The organism is Streptomyces sp. CA-251387 (assembly GCF_050936625.1).
Lineage (GTDB): Bacteria > Actinomycetota > Actinomycetes > Streptomycetales > Streptomycetaceae > Streptomyces.
Map to the genome: position 1 here is coordinate 5,067,834 of NZ_JBNJMJ010000001.1, position 15,433 is coordinate 5,083,266.

Sequence of the window (15,433 nt, forward strand, 5' to 3'; positions counted from 1 at the left end):
CTCACGCTCCTTCCTGGGCCCACTCGACGGGCCCCTGGTAGGGGAAGAACCGCTCCGCCACCGCCTCGGCGGAGGCCATGCAGGCGGTCTGGAGGTCCCTGAGCAGCAACGGGAGCTGTTCCTCCAGGGCGTGGGTGTCCAGATATTCGAGCCGGGTGCGCAGCCGGCCGATCGGGCGGCGCGCCGGGTCCTGGCGGGGGCGGCCGAGGGCGGTGAGGCACTCCTCCGCCGTGGTCAGCGCGTGCAGCGCCGAGCGCGGGAAGTCGCGGTCCAGCAGCAGGAATTCGGCCACCCGAGGGGTGTCGCCGAAGCCGCCGTACACACGCGCGTACGCCTCGTCGGCGCCGGACGCGCTCAGCAGGGTCGGCCAGTCGGGCGCGTGCGCGGCGTCCAGCACCCGCACCGACAGCAGCCGTACGGTCATGTCCACCCGCTCAAGGCTCCGCCCCAGGACGACGAAACGCCAACTGTCGTCCCGGCTCATCGTCGAGTCGGCCAGACCGAAGAACAACGCCGCTCGCCTGCGCACCAGCTCCAGGTAGGCATAAGGACCCGTACGGCGGGCCGCGAGCCGCTGGTCGGCCAGGGCATGCCACGTCGAGTTCAGGCACTCCCACATCTCGGACGACACCGCCTCGCGGGCACTGCGCGCATTCAGCCGGGCGGCACCCAGCGCGCCCTCGATCGACCCGGTCGAACGGGCGTCGAAGGCCAGCTGGTCGAGCACCTGCTGCATGTCCACCGGCTCACCGCCGGCGTCCATCCCGAGGATCGCGTACAGCGACCGGCAGGCCACGTCCTCGTCGCGCCAGGGGTCCTCCAGCATGCGGTGGAGATAGGCGTCGAGGATCCGGCCCGTGGCGTCGGCGCGCTCGACATAGCGTCCGGTCCAGGTCAGGGCCTCGGCGATACGGGAGAGGATCACGTCGTTCACTGCTGCTGCGCCCCTTCCTGTACGACGGTGGGGGTCCCGTCGGGTCCGAGCTGACGCGGGGCGACGGCGAGGGGATCGCCGGCGCTGAGGGGCGCGGGGGACTCCGTCGGGCCCTCGGCCAGCACCCAGGTGTCCTTGGAGCCGCCACCCTGGCTGGAGTTGACGATGAGGTTGCCCTCCTGGAGGGCGACACGGGTGAGGCCGCCGGGCAGCACCCAGACATCGTTGCCGTCGTTGACGGCGAAGGGGCGCAGATCGATGTGGCGCGGCGCCATGCGCTCGCCCGCCAGGGTGGGGGAGGTGGACAGGGCGACGGGCCGCTGGGCGATGAAGCCGCGCGGGTCGGCGACGACGGCTTTGCGAGTGCGTTCGATCGTCTCGCGGTCGGCCCGGGGCCCGATGACGATGCCCTGGCCGCCGGCGCCGTCGACGGGCTTGATGACGAGCTGCTCGATCTGGTCGAGCACGGCTTCCAGTTGCCCTGGCTCGTCGGGGCGGTAGGACTCCACATTGGGGAGGATCGGTTCCTCGCCGAGGTAGTACCGGATGAGCTCGGGGACGTAGGTGTAGAGGAGCTTGTCGTCGGCGATCCCGTTCCCGACGGCGTTCGCGAGTGTGACGTTGCCCGCCATGGCCGCGCTGAGGATGCCCGGGCAGCCGATCACCGAGTCGGGGCGGAAGTGGAGAGGGTCGAGGAAGTCGTCGTCCAGCCGCCGGTATACGACGTGGACGGGGACCTCGCCGCGGGTCGTCCGCATCCACACGCGGTTGCCGCGGCAGACCAGGTCGTGCCCCTCGACGAGCTGCACGCCCATCAGCCGGGCCAGCAGGGCGTGTTCGAAGTAGGCGGCGTTATTGGGCCCGGGAGTGAGCACGACGACGCGCGGATCGTCGGTCCCGTCGGGTGCGGCGGCGCGCAGGGCGGCGAGCAGCTTCTGCGTGTACCCGTCGACCGGCAGGACGTGCTGCTCGGCGAAGAGCGAGGGGAAGATCCGCGTCATGGCCCGGCGGTTCTCGATGACGTACGAAACACCGCTGGGCACCCGGACGTTGTCCTCCAGCACCCGGAAGTCGCCCGCCTCGTCGCGCACGAGGTCGATGCCGGCGACGTGGATCCGGACCCCGCCCGGTGGCTCGATGCCGTGGGCCGCCCGGTGGAAGTGCGGGGAGTTGAGCAGCAGCCGCCAGGGCACCACGCCGTCCTCGAAGGCGCGGGCGTGTCCGTAGGCGTCGGCGAGGTAGGCCTCCAGGGCGCGCACCCGCTGACCGACCCCGCGTTGTATGAGATCCCATTCGAGGGCGTCGAGAATGCGGGGCACGAGGTCCAGCGGCCAGGGCCGCTCCTCGCCCGCGAAGGCGTAGGTCACGCCCCTGTCGGTGAACGCCCGGGCCATCTGGTCGGCCCGGAAGCGCAGTTCACTCGGCTCGATCGGCTGAAGCGCAGCCAGCACCGGCTCATAGGCGGTCCTGACCTCACCCGGCCGCTCGAACATCTCGTCCCACGCGTCGGCCAACGCGTACGCGTCAAATATGTCCGCCATGGCCTGACGTTAAGTGCGGGGTGTAACGCGGTGATCACTGGGGGATTTCCGGGAGGTGCACGCGGAAGGGAGGCGTCCGGGGGCCGAATCGGCCGACGGCCCGAGGGAGGGGCGGGGGGCGAGGGGCTTTGCTGCGCACACGGCAAAGTCCGGGACGACACCCCCAGCTTGTTGCAACTCGGCGGACGGAGGCCAGGAAATAACGGGAGGTATCGGTGGTTTACGGCGCCCGTCCCGGCGAGAGCCGTGTTGCGGAGCACGGCCCGTCCGCGCATAGTTGCGCTGCGGAAGCGCGAGTGAACCGTAGGCCCGAAGGGTTGTGCACGGTGGGTCCCTCGACCAGGACCGGGCCGGCGAATGAGGCAAGGACCGGGGGTGGATGGGCGATGGCCGGGCACGGGGCGGAGGAGCATCCGCACGGTGCCGATCGACTGTGCGAGGCCGGGGATCGTGTGTATTCCCGGGCCGTACGGCGCGGTCGCGTGCCGCGCCGGGACGCCGAGCCGGTGCCCTGCCTGCTGGAGCTGGCGCTGCTGCACCCCGACCCCGACGACATGGACTGGCTGGTGCCGACGTCCCCGCAGGAGGTCATGACGCGGCTGCTGCGCGGGGTGTACGACGAGGTCAGCGCGAGCCAGCGGCGCGTGGGTTCGGCGGTGGCGGCGTTCGAGTGGTACGCCGGCCTCGGCCCGCAGCCACCGCAGGCGTCCGGCGCGGAGGGCACGGCGATCCGTGTGCTGGACGGCGCCTCCCGCATCCAGGGGGCCCTGGACGCGGCGACGGAGGCCTGCACGACGGAGGTGCTGACGGTGCAGCCCGGCGGCATCCGACCCGAGCACGAGCTGACGGAGGGGCTGCACCGGGCGCTGGCGCTGCGCGGGCGGGGTGTGCGGATGCGCGACCTGTACACCCATGTCGCCCGGCACGGGCAGGGCCTGCTCAACTACCTCGAGCTGATGGGCGATTCGGTCGAGGCCCGCACGCTCGACGAGGTGATCGACCGGCTGATCCTCTTCGACCGCACGGTGGCCTTCGTCCCGGCGAACCCGGACCGCACGATGGCGCTGGAGCTGCGGCATCCGGGTCTGGTGCACTACCTGGTGACCGTGTTCGAGCGGCTGTGGCGGCTGGCGATCCCGCTCACGGCGCCGCTGCCGGACACGGGGATCGAGGGCATCTCCCACCGCGAACAGTCCATCGCCGCGCTGCTCGCCGAGGGGCACCAGGACGCCGTGATCGCGGAGCGGCTGGGCATAAGCGTCCGTACCTGCCGTGCGCACATCGCGCGGCTGTCGGAGACGCTGGGGGCGGCGAGTCGTACGCAACTCGGGGTCCGTATCGCACAGGTGGGCCTGGACCGGCCGCGTGCGTCGTCGTCCGAGGACGCGGTGATCAGCGTTGCCGGGGTGCCGGGGCAGGGTGTGCCTGGGGCGCCTGGGGTGCCGGGGGTTCCTGGTCAAGAATCCCCGACCGGCCGATGAGATAGCCGAGTTGGGCCCGGCTCTCGCTGCCCAGCGTCGCCGCGAGTTTGGCGATGTGGACGCGGGCGGTGCGGATGTTCATGCCGAGCCGGTCGGCGATCACGGCGTCGGTGTGGCCTTCGATGAGGAGGGCGGCGATGGCGCGCTGGCGGGGGGTGATGCCGTTGAGGGTCGGGCGCCGGACGGTCCGGGGGTGCATGGGCGTGGCCAGGCGCCACAGGCGGTTGAAGGTGGTGACGAAGTAGTCGACCAGCGCCGGGTGGCGGACCTCGAGGGCGAGCGTGCGGTCCTTGCTCGCCGGGATGAAGGCGACTGCGTGGTCGACGACGATGAGCCGTTCGGTGACCTCGTCGAGGGTGCGGGCCTCGGCGTCGCCCGTCAACTGCTCGTATCGGGCGATGACCAGGGGCGCGTGGCGTTGCGTGTGCTGATACAGGGTGCGGATGCGACCGCCTCGGTCCAGGAGGGCCTGATCGCGTTCCAGGGCGACGACCGCTGCCGCCTCACTGCGTGCGTTGTTGTAGGGCTGGATGCAGAGCACTTCCTGCGTCGCGTCGGCCATGGCCTCGGTGATGACCTGGTTGATGCGCTCCATACCGCTGAGGACCCGGATCGCCGGTGAGTCCTCGATCTCCGTACGCCGGCCCTCGATCCGCATCAGCCCCGCGAAGGTCTCCGCCAGCCGTTCCTCCCGTCGCCGCTCTTCGGCGATCCGCTCTTCGGACACCCTCAGCAGCCGGTGCAGGGCGACGGCGGGCGCGACCGGCTCCAGCCGGTTCAGGTCGTCGACGGCCGGATACAGCAGGCCGAAGTCGATCAGGCACGGTGCCGCGGCGGCCTCTTCGCCGGAGACGCGGCCTTCGCGCAAGGCCCGTTCGTAGATCTGCGCTCCCGCATCGCACAGTTCTTCCGCGCCGTGGCCGTGCCCCTGCGTGTTCACGCGCCGTTCTCTCCACCTGATGACCGCTGATCCTGGTCCAGGATCCCCGACTGGGCTATGAGGTAGCCGAGTTGGGCACGGCTGCCGCTGCCCAGAGCAGTGGCCAGCTTGGCTATGTGGGCCCGGCAGGTGCGGACGTTCATGCCCAGGCGTCGTGCTATCGCCTCGTCGACATGGCCCTCGACGAGGAGCTTGGCGATGGAGTGCTGGATATCCGTTATGCCGTCATGGGCGGTCTCGTAGGGGGCTCCGGCGCTCAGCGGCACAGCGCGGTTCCACATGAACTCGAACACCTTGATCAGATAAAGCACCAGGCCCGGGTGGCGGAGCTCCAGGGCGACCTGGCGGTCGTCGCGTATGGGGATGAAGGCGACGGTCTCGTCGCAGATGATCAGCCGCTCGACCAGTTCGTCGATGGTGCGGTACTCCACCTTCCCATCGGTGAACCGGTCCACGTAGGCCAGCCGCTCGGGGCTGTAGCGTGCCGTGTGTTGGTAGAGGGTCCGGATCCGCACGCCCCGTTCGGTCATGGTCCTGTCGCGTTCCAGCCCTTCGATGAGCCGGCGCTCGGGGTGCCGGGCGCTGGGCTGCACCGTGAGCATCTCGTTCCGGCACTGACTGGTGGCCAGGTCGAGAGCGGCGTTGATGCGGTCGAGCCCCTCCAGGACCGTGATCGAGTGAGTGGGGGCCATGCCCTGGGCGCTGAGGGCCATGAACGGCTCGAAGACCTCGGCCAGCTCGATCGATGTCTGCCTCCGCTCGGTGATCTCCCGCTCGATCGGATTGAGCCGTTGGGCCAGGGCCACCGCGGGGGACACGGGGCGCAGCCAGTTCGGGTCGTCAGGATCGGGGTGCAGCAGAGCGAACTCCATCAAGCAGGGAGCGGACTCCACATCCACGCGGGCGATACGTCCCGTGCGCAGGGCGTTCGCGTAGAGGCGCCCGCCCTCATCGCACAGTTGCGTAATGGCATGGGGATGTGTCGCCTTAGTCCGATTTGTTGTCAAATCTCCACCCCCCAGGGTCCTGAACATGCAGGAACATGATGCACCGATTGTGTGGCCATGAAGTGCCCTAATGAGCCATCGTCTTATCCGACGGGGGAAGAGGGGACCTTCAAGTGAGGACGAAGCCGACTATGAGGAAGAGAATGCTTCGCTCGGTGCTTGTCGCCGCCTTCTCCGCCGTTTTGGCCTTCGGAGCTCTGAGTGGCCTCTCCGCAGCGGAGGGTGACGTCCGAGCGGACAGTGTCTGGTCCATTGCGGGCACTACGACTGCTGCCGGCGTCGGTGACACTTCTCCGACACCAGAAGACAGCGTCTGGTCCTGACATGACTACTCCACCTGATGACCGCTCCTTCCGCCGCGAAATGGCCACCGCCTACCGCTCCGGCTGGCACTTCATCGACCTCGTCACCGCGATCCCCCACCCCGGTGACTCGCTGATGGTGACCGTCTTCGGTGAGCCGGTCGTCGTCACGCGGGACGACGAAGAGGACGTGCGGGCGTACCGGTGTCTGCGGCGGCCTCGGGGGGCGCCGCAGCCTGTGCGGTGTGCCATCCGGTACGGAATGATCTTCGTCAACCTCGATCAGCGCGACCACCGGCTGGTGGAGCCGGAGGCCCCGGCCCCAAGGACCATCTCAGCCACCCCCCGCAGTGCCTGACGCGATTCCCCCGTCGTAACAGATCGCTCAGGTGCTTCCCCCCGCAGCGGCGTCACCGTGACCTGAACACGGTGACGCCGCTGCAGTTTTCGGGGACATTTCCTGTTATCCACCTGTTCTGCCGGTGGCTGAAACCGGCCGACCGGTATCCGGCCACTCGGCGCCCGCCAAGAGGTCACCCGCGCCCCATCGCCCGCGTCAGCTCGATTTCGATCACCACGCGATGCGGATTCGGCGCCGGCATCCGCCCGTACCGCACCGCGTACCGCCGCACCGCCTCCCCGACCCGCTCCGGCTCGGTCCGGACGTACGCGAGCCCCTCCAGCGTCGCCCACCGCCCGCCGTCCACCTGGCAGACGGCGACGCGCGCGCCGTCGGGGCCGGCGGCCAGTATGTTCGCCACCTTCGTGCTCGACTTGTTCGTGATGACCCGAGCCAACCGCGCCTCGGGGTCGTATGTCACTCCGACGGGTACCACGTGCGGGGTGCCGTCCGGGCGCAGGGTCGTCAGGGTGCACAGGTGCCTCTCCTGCCAGAAGGTGAGGTACGGCTCGTCCGGCGCGGCAGGGTCCTGGGGGTATGCGGCCATGGTGCGGAACCTAGCCCCCGTGGCCCTCCCGGAACTACCTTGAGCGGAATAGACTCAACTTTGTGTACGCTGATTCAGTCAGTACTGGGTGACGCTGACGCCAGGAGGAGAACGGACACGTGGACGCCGAGCTGACCAACAGGAGCCGGGACGCGATCAACGCGGCCAGCAACCGGGCCGTGACCGAGGGGCACCCGGACCTCACCCCTGCCCACCTGCTCCTCGCTCTGCTCCAGGGGCAGGACAACGAGAACATCATCGATCTGCTGGCGGCCGTCGACGCCGACCAGGCGTCCGTGCGCGCCGGCGCCGAGAAGGTGCTCGCCTCGCTGCCCAGCGTGACCGGGTCCACCGTCGCACCTCCGCAGCCCAACCGTGAGCTCCTCGCCGTGATCGCGGACGCCCAGGCGCGGGCCAAGGAGCTCGGGGACGAGTATCTCTCCACCGAGCACCTCCTCATCGGCATCGCGGCCAAGGGTGGGCCCGCGGGTGAGGTGCTCGCGCAGCAGGGCGCCAGTGCGAAGAAGCTGCTGGACGCCTTCCACAAGGCGCGCGGCGGACGCCGGGTGACCACCGCCGACCCCGAGGGGCAGTACAAGGCCCTGGAGAAGTTCGGGACGGACTTCACCGCCGCCGCGCGGGAGGGCAAGCTCGACCCCGTCATCGGGCGCGATCAGGAGATCCGGCGGGTCGTGCAGGTGCTCTCCCGGCGGACCAAGAACAACCCCGTGCTCATCGGTGAGCCCGGCGTCGGCAAGACCGCCGTGGTGGAAGGGCTCGCCCAGCGGATCGTCAAGGGGGACGTGCCCGAGTCGCTCAAGGACAAGCGGCTGGTCGCGCTGGACCTCGGTGCCATGGTCGCCGGGGCCAAGTACCGGGGTGAGTTCGAGGAGCGGCTGAAGACCGTGCTCGCGGAGATCAAGGACTCCGACGGGCAGATCATCACCTTCATCGACGAGCTGCACACGGTGGTGGGCGCCGGGGCCGGCGGTGACTCCGCCATGGACGCCGGCAACATGCTCAAGCCCATGCTCGCCCGCGGTGAGCTGCGCATGGTCGGTGCCACGACCCTCGACGAGTACCGGGAGCGGATCGAGAAGGACCCCGCCCTGGAGCGGCGCTTCCAGCAGGTGCTGGTCGCCGAGCCGTCCGTCGAGGACACCATCGCGATCCTGCGCGGGCTCAAGGGGCGGTACGAGGCCCACCACAAGGTGCAGATCGCGGACAGCGCGCTGGTGGCGGCCGCGACCCTCTCGGACCGGTACATCACCTCCCGCTTCCTGCCCGACAAGGCCATCGACCTCGTCGACGAGTCCGCCTCCCGCCTCCGTATGGAGATCGACTCGTCCCCCCTCGAGATCGATGAACTCCAGCGCGCCGTCGACCGGTTGAAGATGGAGGAGCTCGCGCTGGAGAAGGAGACCGACCCGGCCTCGCGCGAGCGCCTGGAGCGGCTGCGCCGCGACCTCGCCGACAAGGAGGAGGAGCTGCGCGGCCTCAACGCCCGCTGGGAGAAGGAGAAGCAGTCCCTCAACCGTGTCGGTGAGCTGAAGGAACGGCTCGACGACGTGCGCGGACAGGCCGAACGCGCCCAGCGCGACGGTGACTTCGACACCGCCTCCAAGTTGCTGTACGGCGAGATCCCGGCCCTGGAGAAGGAGCTGCAGGCCGCCTCGCAGGCCGAGGAGGAGGTCACCAAGGACACCATGGTCAAGGAGGAGGTCGGCTCCGACGACATCGCGGACGTCGTCGCCTCCTGGACCGGCATCCCCGCCGGCCGCCTCCTGGAGGGCGAGACGCAGAAGCTGCTGCGCATGGAGGACGAGATCGGCAAGCGGCTCATCGGCCAGACCGAGGCCGTACGGGCCGTGAGCGACGCCGTACGCCGCAGCCGTGCCGGGATCGCCGACCCCGACCGCCCCACCGGGTCCTTCCTCTTCCTCGGCCCGACCGGCGTCGGCAAGACCGAACTCGCCAAGGCGCTCGCCGACTTCCTCTTCGACGACGAGCGGGCGATGGTGCGCATCGACATGTCCGAGTACTCCGAGAAGCACAGCGTGGCCCGGCTGGTCGGCGCGCCTCCCGGGTACGTCGGCTACGAGGAGGGCGGCCAGCTCACGGAGGCGGTGCGGCGGCGGCCGTACAGCGTGATCCTGCTGGACGAGGTGGAGAAGGCGCACCCCGAGGTCTTCGACATCCTGCTCCAGGTGCTGGACGACGGGAGGCTGACGGACGGTCAGGGCCGTACCGTCGACTTCCGCAACACGATCCTCGTGCTGACCTCGAACCTGGGCAGTCAGTTCCTGGTCGACCCGATCACCAGTGAGGCGGAGAAGAAGGAGCAGGTGCTGGAGGTGGTCCGGACCTCCTTCAAGCCGGAGTTCCTCAACCGCCTCGACGACCTGGTGGTCTTCTCGGCCCTCAGCAAGGAGGAGCTGGGCCGCATCGCGAAGCTCCAGATCGAGCGCCTGGCCAAGCGGCTCGCGGAACGCCGCCTCACCCTGGAGATCACCGACGAGGCGCTGGCCTGGCTCGCCGACGAGGGCATGGACCCGGCCTACGGTGCCCGCCCCCTGCGCCGCCTCGTCCAGACCGCCATCGGCGACCGGCTCGCCAAGGAGATCCTCTCCGGCGAGATCAAGGACGGCGACACGGTCCGCGTCGACCGCTTCGGCGACGGCCTGCTGGTGGGGCCGGCAACCGGCAAGACCCTCTGACCGCCGGACCTGGCCGCGGCCAGGTCACTTCCCTCCGGCCCGCCCCGCATCCCGGGGCGGGCCGGAGGGCGTCACGCAGGCTGTCGCGGTGATCATTTCCGGCCAACCACAGGAGTCACTCCCGCAACTCCCGACCTTCCGCTTCACGGAATCTCCATAGATCGCGAAGCGGAACGGCAAGGCCTGGCGTCCACACCGGAGGCGTTCCGCTTCGTACGGCGATTCTCGGCCACGGCGATCAATCCGGTGTCGGCATGTTCATGAAGCGCTTACTGTGACCGGGCGCCCGCTGAAGCGGACCTGACCAGTCCGGCTGGGGCGCACGCTTCACGGGGGAACGCTCACGCACATCGCCTTGCGCGGCTCCGCGCCCCCGCATGCCTGTTGTGACACCCCAGCAGAGAAGGAATGTGCATGCGCAAGATCCTGACCGCAGCCGGTCTCGCCTCGTCCGCCGTCGCCCTGGGCGTCCTGATGGCCAGTCCGGCGGCCGCCTGGACGGCCAACTCCCAGTTCGACGTCGTCTTCCCCGGCCAGAAGCCGAAGACGACCTACATCGTGGAGAACAACGGCGCGCACGCGCCCAACGGCGCCGGCATGACCGGCAAGTCGACCGTCTACTGGCAGCTTGCCGTGGACAACGTGGTCGACGGCTCGACCCGGTTCACCAGCTTCAAGATCACCACGCGGATCGAGGAGCGCCTCACCAAGGACGGCGAGGACCACGTCGTCACCAAGAAGACGTGCGACATGACCGCCATGGTCAACGACCACTACGCCTGGAACTTCGACACCGCGGGGAACACCTGCGTCGCCCCGTCCACCACGTACGACGGTGAGCTGTACTGGTCGTCGGACGCCACGGTCGTCTACGACATCGCGGGCGACGACAAGGGCGCCATCACCCAGGAACTCCAGGGCACCGCGCTGATCCACGGCTGACCCACCTGCGTACGAGCGGCCGGATCCTGTCAGCCGACGGCTGACAGGGCCCGTCCGGGGTTGCCACCCCCCTCCCCGGATGAGGGAGGATGGCGGAATCCGTACGAAGGGAAAATCACGGTGAGCATCGACCCGTCCTCGATTCCGAACTTCGGGGGCCAGCAGCCGCAGCCCGGGCCGCCGCCCGGCCCCGTAATCCCGGATCAGGACCTCGTGAAGCAGCTCCTCGACCAGATGGAGCTGAAGTACGTCGTCGACGACGAGGGTGACCTCGCGGCGCCGTGGGAGCAGTTCCGTACGTACTTCATGTTCCGCGGCGAGGGCGACCAGCAGGTCTTCTCGGTGCGGACGTTCTACGACCGGCCCCACAAGATCGACGAGAAGCCCCTGCTCCTGGAGTCGATCGACGACTGGAACCGCCGGACCCTGTGGCCGAAGGTGTACAGCCACACGCACGACGACGGCACCGTGCGCCTGATCGGCGAGGCGCAGATGCTGATCGGCACCGGCGTGAGCCTCGAGCACTTCGTCTCGTCGACGGTCAGCTGGGTGCGGGCCGCCATCGAGTTCGACAAGTGGCTCGTCGAGCAGCTCGGCCTCGAGCAGGAGGTCAACGAAGCGGACAAGCCCGAGGAAGACGGCGAATAAGCCGCGCACAGCAGGCACATCTGCAACGCGTCCCCGCGCGCGGGAGCAGACGTACCTACAGCGGCGTATCGGCGATCACGACCAGATACGCGCCGTAGGCGAGGGAGAGCCCGGCCAGGGCACCGGCCACCACGGCCGCGTGCCAGGGCCGGGCTCTCGCCGTCCGCACCAGCGCCCGCGCGAGCGGCAGGAGGAGCGGGAAGGCGGGGAGCAGGAAGCGGGGCTTGGACTCGAAGAAGCCCGAACCACCGAGCGCGACCAGCAGCAGGACGCCGCTGTGGACCAGCAGCGGCAGCGGGGCGCGATCGGCCAGGAGCAGCGCGTACAGGACGACCGCCGCCGCGACGATCAGCATCGTCATGGGGAAGACGAAGCGGCCGCCGTGCAGCAGCACATGCCGGACGAAGTGCGCCGAAGCCCGGCCGAAGTCGAACGTCGACCCCCACCGGCGCTGCACCTCGAAGTAGCCGCCGAGCAGGTCGCCCCGGCGACGGCCCACCCACAGCACGTACGCGACCCAGCCGAGCGGCGCGAGCGCGGCGCCCGTCCACAGCCTGTGGGTAACCCCGCCGATCCGCCGGCGGTTCCGCCACGCCTCGCACCCCGCGGCGGCCAGCACCGCCGCCGCGACCGCGAACCCGTTGGGCCGCGCCGGCCCCGCCAGTGCGGCCAGCGCCCCCGCCCACAGCCGGCGGCCGCCGAGCACGGCGTACAGCGACCAGGCGGCGAAGGCGGTGAGGACGGGCTCGGTGTACGCCATCGACAGCACGACCGAGTGCGGGAGGAGGCCCCGGAGCAGCACGAGCGCGGTGCCGACGGCCCGCCCGTGCAGCCGGGCCCCGAGGGCGTGGATCCCACAGGCCGCCACGCCGGCCGCCGACCACGACACGACCAGTCCCGACGCGCCCGCGCCCAGCGGGGTGAGCACGGCGACGGCCCGCACCAGCGCCGGGTACAGCGGGAAGAACGCCAGATCGCTCTGGACGACACCGGGCCCGAAGTGCAGGGTGCGGCCGTATGCGTGCGCCGCGATCCCCAGGTACCACAGCGAGTCCCAGGACCGCCCCAGCAGCGCGAGCGGATGCCCGTCGTGCCGGTCGGTGGCCCAGGCGGTCAGGGCCCCTACGGCGACGCCCAGCAGCCGGGTGGCGGCGAACAGGCCGAGGGCGGTACCCATCGCCGCCGTGGTCCTCGCCGGCAGGCGGGCGGGCTGTTCGGAGCGGGGCTTGGTGACGGGGGACGTACGAGGGTCCTTGCGTGGGCCACACCCGTACTGTGCGGCGCGGTGCGGGGCGGAGCGAGCATTGAGCGCCCCAGCGCGCGCCTTGTGCACCTGCCGGGTGAGGGGACCCGCCCGCGGGCCGTGGCTCCTCACATCGCCCGCAGCCGCTTCACCGCCTCCTCCAGCACACCCGTCTGCTTGCAGAACGCGAACCGCACGAACGGCGCCCCCGCCTCCCGGTGGTCGTAGAAGACCGCGTTGGGGATGGCGACGACCCCGGCCCGCTCCGGCAGGGCGCGGCAGAAGGCGAAGCCGTCGGTCTCGCCGAGGGGGCGGATGTCGGTCGTGATGAAGTACGTGCCCGCGGGCTTGAACACCTCGAATCCCGCCTCCGCCAGCCCCGCCGCCAGCAGGTCCCGCTTGGCCAGCATGTCCGCGCGGAAGGCCGCGAAGTAGCTGTCGGGCAGGGCGAGCGCCTCGGCGACCGCGTACTGGAACGGCCCCGACGACACGTACGTCAGGAACTGCTTCGCCGACCGTACGGCCGTGACCAGGCCGGACGGCGCGGTCACCCAGCCGACCTTCCAGCCGGTGAAGGAGAACGTCTTGCCCGCCGACCCGATGGTCACCGTCCGCTCGCGCATGCCCGGAAAAGTGGCGAGCGGCCGGTGCTCGGCGTCGTCGAAGACCAGGTGCTCGTACACCTCGTCGGTCACCACGAGCAGGTCCCGCTCGACGGCCAGTTCGGCGATCGCGGCCAGCTCCTCACGGGTGAGGACCGTGCCGGTGGGGTTGTGCGGGGTGTTGATCAGCAGCAGCCGGGTGCGGTCGGTGACCGCGGCGCGCAGCTCGTCGAGGTCCAGGCGGAAGCTTCCCTCGTGCGGGCGCAGGGTGACCGGCACCCGCGTCCCGCCCGCCATCGCGATGCAGGCCGCGTACGAGTCGTAGTACGGCTCGAACGCGATCACCTCGTCGCCGGGCTCCAGCAGTGCAAGCAGCGCGGCCGCGATGGCCTCGGTGGCGCCGGCCGTGACCAGGACCTCCGTGTCCGGGTCGTACGACAGCCCGTAGCGCCGCTCCTGGTGCGCGGCCACTGCGGTACGCAGCTCGGGGATGCCGGGACCCGGCGGGTACTGGTTGCCGCGCCCATCCCGCAGCGCCCGCACCGCCGCCTCCCGGACCTCCTCGGGTCCGTCGGTGTCGGGGAAGCCCTGGCCGAGGTTGATGGACCCGGTCCGCAGGGCCAGCGCGGACATCTCGGCGAAGATCGTCGTCCCGAACTCGGCGAGCCGGCGGTTCAGCAGGGGGCGGGAGGTGGAGGTCATGCCGGTCATCCTGCGCCCAAGCTCTGGACTTCCTCAACTCTGCTTTGGGCCGTGACACGGCCGGGCATCTCACTCGCACGCACCGAGCGGGAGGCGCCCACGGGGGACGCCTCGGTCCGCTTCGGGGGAACGGAAGGAGGCTGACGCCATGACCACACTCTTCGTGGGGGCGCTGGTCGCAGTGGTGTTCGTGGTGATCGTCGTGTCCGTCGCGCGCGGCAGCGGACGTCCGGCGCACCGCACGCCCAGCCGCAGGGGGCGCTCGTACGACAGCGGCGGCAGCTGGTGGGCCGGTGGGGGCGGCTCGGGGGGTTCGTCCTGCGGGGGCAGCTCGTCGTCCTGCGGGGGTGGCTCGTCATGCGGAGGCGGGTCGTCCTGCGGGGGCGGGGGCGGATGTGGTGGCGGAGGCAGCTGACACGGGGCAGCTGAGCTCTCCGAGGGGGAACCGCATCCGAACGGAGCGGGGCCGGTGCCTGGGACCGGCCCCGCTTTCCTGTCTCTCGTGTGCCTTTTGTGTGCGCGCCGTGCCTTGTACGTGCGCCCCGGCGCACGCCGGAGTTGAACAGTTGAGCTGATAAGCCCTCTGAGGGATGGAAACCCTACGAACTTGGGTAAAAACGCTGTGGCGGCGCCACAGTTCATGATTCAGTAACTTTCACCAACGCAGCCCCTCGGACGTCCCGCGGACACCCCTTCTGACCGGCCGACTGGGCTGACCGGGCCGACTCCCGGTGTCGGCCGGGGGGCGCCGGAGACCGACACCTCCCTCTCTTTGCGTGCTAGCGGAGCCGACCCATGCTCACGACCCTGAAGACCTCCTATACCGATACGCGCGCGGCCGACCTCGCCTGGGCCCTGGGGCGGGAGCCGCTGCCCGCACTGGCCATGCTGGACCTCGAACTGCCTGGAGCCAAGCTCCAGTTGAGACTGCTCGGCGCGTCCCATCAGGTGCTGCTGGAGGAGGACCGGGGCGACTGCTCGGAGACGGTGGCCTGCATGCCCGGCAGCAGCACGCCCCTTCCGCTCGGCGTGGCCAAGCGGGTGGGCGACTGGGAGTACGAGTTCGCGGCCCGCGTGGAGATCCTGTCGCCGGGTCAGTTCGCCGGGCGCGCCCAGGAGTTGCTGGCCCTGGTCGCCGACCACCCGCACGGCCTCGCCGGAGTGTTCCCCGGCAGCCCGCACGCCTTCACGGCCATGCTCGCCCAGCACCACGAGGGGCAGGTCCACTGGCGGACGTGGCACGCGTATCCGCAGGACGGGCAGTTGGTGGCGACGCGGACGAAGGTGGGGGTGAGGGTGGCCGCGGATACTTCCCGGCGCCGGTCAAGCCCGCTCGGCCCGTCCCGCGTTGGGGGACACAAACGTCTCCCGCCTCAACAACACACGTGTGGGTGACGAAGCGTGCCCGTTCCGTAACGTACCGTCGG

The 15,433-nt window shown here is 70.2% G+C and carries 14 protein-coding genes; 7 read left to right on the forward strand and 7 right to left on the reverse strand.

Translation table 11 applies throughout. The features are described 5' to 3' along the window. Position 1: 1 nt before the first annotated feature. Positions 2 to 934, reverse strand: coding sequence for an alpha-E domain-containing protein (locus tag ACQEV2_RS22650; protein ID WP_433044385.1), 933 nt, complete (start codon positions 932 to 934; stop codon positions 2 to 4). Further along, positions 931 to 2,475 carry a circularly permuted type 2 ATP-grasp protein gene (locus tag ACQEV2_RS22655; protein WP_433044388.1) on the reverse strand — a complete coding sequence of 515 codons (1,545 nt, stop codon included), beginning with the start codon at positions 2,473 to 2,475 and terminating at the stop codon, positions 931 to 933. Before ACQEV2_RS22655 ends, ACQEV2_RS22650 begins: the two co-directional genes overlap by 4 nt. Positions 2,476 to 2,861: 386 nt before the next feature. Between ACQEV2_RS22655 and ACQEV2_RS22660 the strand changes: the two genes are divergently transcribed. Continuing rightward, positions 2,862 to 3,956 carry a LuxR C-terminal-related transcriptional regulator gene (locus tag ACQEV2_RS22660; protein ID WP_433044391.1) on the forward strand — a complete coding sequence of 365 codons (1,095 nt, stop codon included), beginning with the start codon at positions 2,862 to 2,864 and terminating at the stop codon, positions 3,954 to 3,956. Here the strand turns inward: ACQEV2_RS22660 and ACQEV2_RS22665 are convergent. After that, complete coding sequence (locus ACQEV2_RS22665) at positions 3,868 to 4,896, reverse strand: LuxR C-terminal-related transcriptional regulator (protein ID WP_433044394.1); 1,029 nt, start codon at positions 4,894 to 4,896, stop codon at positions 3,868 to 3,870. The two genes, ACQEV2_RS22660 and ACQEV2_RS22665, sit on opposite strands and share 89 nt — an antisense overlap. After that, positions 4,893 to 5,930 carry a helix-turn-helix transcriptional regulator gene (locus tag ACQEV2_RS22670; RefSeq protein WP_433044397.1) on the reverse strand — a complete coding sequence of 346 codons (1,038 nt, stop codon included), beginning with the start codon at positions 5,928 to 5,930 and terminating at the stop codon, positions 4,893 to 4,895. The genes ACQEV2_RS22665 and ACQEV2_RS22670 overlap by 4 nt, the downstream gene beginning before the upstream one ends. Before the next feature lie 297 nt (positions 5,931 to 6,227). On the opposite strand from ACQEV2_RS22670, the gene ACQEV2_RS22675 reads away from it, so the two are divergent. Then, complete coding sequence (locus ACQEV2_RS22675; protein WP_031482824.1) at positions 6,228 to 6,563, forward strand: hypothetical protein; 336 nt, start codon at positions 6,228 to 6,230, stop codon at positions 6,561 to 6,563. Between the two features lie 175 nt (positions 6,564 to 6,738). On the opposite strand, the gene ACQEV2_RS22680 is transcribed toward ACQEV2_RS22675, so the two are convergent. Then, positions 6,739 to 7,152: a pyridoxamine 5'-phosphate oxidase family protein gene (locus ACQEV2_RS22680; RefSeq protein WP_433044401.1), complete on the reverse strand. Its 414-nt coding sequence runs from the start codon at positions 7,150 to 7,152 to the stop codon at positions 6,739 to 6,741. A gap of 119 nt (positions 7,153 to 7,271) precedes the next feature. On the opposite strand from ACQEV2_RS22680, the gene clpB reads away from it, so the two are divergent. From clpB to ACQEV2_RS22695, 3 genes are all read left to right on the forward strand, one after another. Then, the gene (clpB, locus tag ACQEV2_RS22685; RefSeq protein ID WP_433044404.1) at positions 7,272 to 9,869 is read left to right on the forward strand and encodes an ATP-dependent chaperone ClpB; all 2,598 of its coding nucleotides are present in this window, start codon (positions 7,272 to 7,274) and stop codon (positions 9,867 to 9,869) included. A 414-nt stretch (positions 9,870 to 10,283) separates the two neighbouring features. After that, a complete protein-coding gene (locus ACQEV2_RS22690; RefSeq protein ID WP_433044407.1) occupies positions 10,284 to 10,811 on the forward strand; it encodes a hypothetical protein in 528 nt (175 codons plus the stop codon). A 120-nt stretch (positions 10,812 to 10,931) separates the two neighbouring features. Beyond that, positions 10,932 to 11,459, forward strand: coding sequence for a YbjN domain-containing protein (locus ACQEV2_RS22695; protein WP_433044410.1), 528 nt, complete (start codon positions 10,932 to 10,934; stop codon positions 11,457 to 11,459). 55 nt (positions 11,460 to 11,514) lie between these two features. Here ACQEV2_RS22695 and ACQEV2_RS22700 read toward each other — a convergent pair whose 3' ends face one another. Both ACQEV2_RS22700 and ACQEV2_RS22705 read right to left on the reverse strand, forming a co-directional pair. Beyond that, positions 11,515 to 12,636 carry a hypothetical protein gene (locus ACQEV2_RS22700; RefSeq protein ID WP_433044413.1) on the reverse strand — a complete coding sequence of 374 codons (1,122 nt, stop codon included), beginning with the start codon at positions 12,634 to 12,636 and terminating at the stop codon, positions 11,515 to 11,517. 194 nt (positions 12,637 to 12,830) lie between these two features. Next, positions 12,831 to 14,015: a pyridoxal phosphate-dependent aminotransferase gene (locus ACQEV2_RS22705; RefSeq protein ID WP_433044416.1), complete on the reverse strand. Its 1,185-nt coding sequence runs from the start codon at positions 14,013 to 14,015 to the stop codon at positions 12,831 to 12,833. Positions 14,016 to 14,154: 139 nt separating this feature from the next. Between ACQEV2_RS22705 and ACQEV2_RS22710 the strand changes: the two genes are divergently transcribed. Next, complete coding sequence (locus ACQEV2_RS22710) at positions 14,155 to 14,421, forward strand: hypothetical protein (RefSeq protein ID WP_433044419.1); 267 nt, start codon at positions 14,155 to 14,157, stop codon at positions 14,419 to 14,421. Between the two features lie 380 nt (positions 14,422 to 14,801). Then, entirely contained in the window at positions 14,802 to 15,401 is a 600-nt protein-coding gene (locus ACQEV2_RS22715; RefSeq protein ID WP_433044422.1) for a DUF2617 family protein, read from the forward strand. Positions 15,402 to 15,433: the final 32 nt, after the last annotated feature.

What these genes read in the sequence shown, in the direction of transcription:
- ACQEV2_RS22680 (WP_433044401.1), bottom strand. Translation starts at nt 7,152, where the DNA reads ATGGCCGCATACCCCCAGGACCCTGCCGCGCCGGACGAGCCGTACCTC.
- ACQEV2_RS22690 (WP_433044407.1), top strand. Translation starts at nt 10,284, where the DNA reads ATGCGCAAGATCCTGACCGCAGCCGGTCTCGCCTCGTCCGCCGTCGCC.
- ACQEV2_RS22660 (WP_433044391.1), top strand. Translation starts at nt 2,862, where the DNA reads ATGGCCGGGCACGGGGCGGAGGAGCATCCGCACGGTGCCGATCGACTG.
- ACQEV2_RS22715 (WP_433044422.1), top strand. Translation starts at nt 14,802, where the DNA reads ATGCTCACGACCCTGAAGACCTCCTATACCGATACGCGCGCGGCCGAC.
- ACQEV2_RS22670 (WP_433044397.1), bottom strand. Translation starts at nt 5,930, where the DNA reads ATGTTCAGGACCCTGGGGGGTGGAGATTTGACAACAAATCGGACTAAG.
- ACQEV2_RS22700 (WP_433044413.1), bottom strand. Translation starts at nt 12,636, where the DNA reads ATGGGTACCGCCCTCGGCCTGTTCGCCGCCACCCGGCTGCTGGGCGTC.
- ACQEV2_RS22655 (WP_433044388.1), bottom strand. Translation starts at nt 2,475, where the DNA reads ATGGCGGACATATTTGACGCGTACGCGTTGGCCGACGCGTGGGACGAG.
- ACQEV2_RS22705 (WP_433044416.1), bottom strand. Translation starts at nt 14,015, where the DNA reads ATGACCGGCATGACCTCCACCTCCCGCCCCCTGCTGAACCGCCGGCTC.
- ACQEV2_RS22710 (WP_433044419.1), top strand. Translation starts at nt 14,155, where the DNA reads ATGACCACACTCTTCGTGGGGGCGCTGGTCGCAGTGGTGTTCGTGGTG.
- ACQEV2_RS22675 (WP_031482824.1), top strand. Translation starts at nt 6,228, where the DNA reads ATGACTACTCCACCTGATGACCGCTCCTTCCGCCGCGAAATGGCCACC.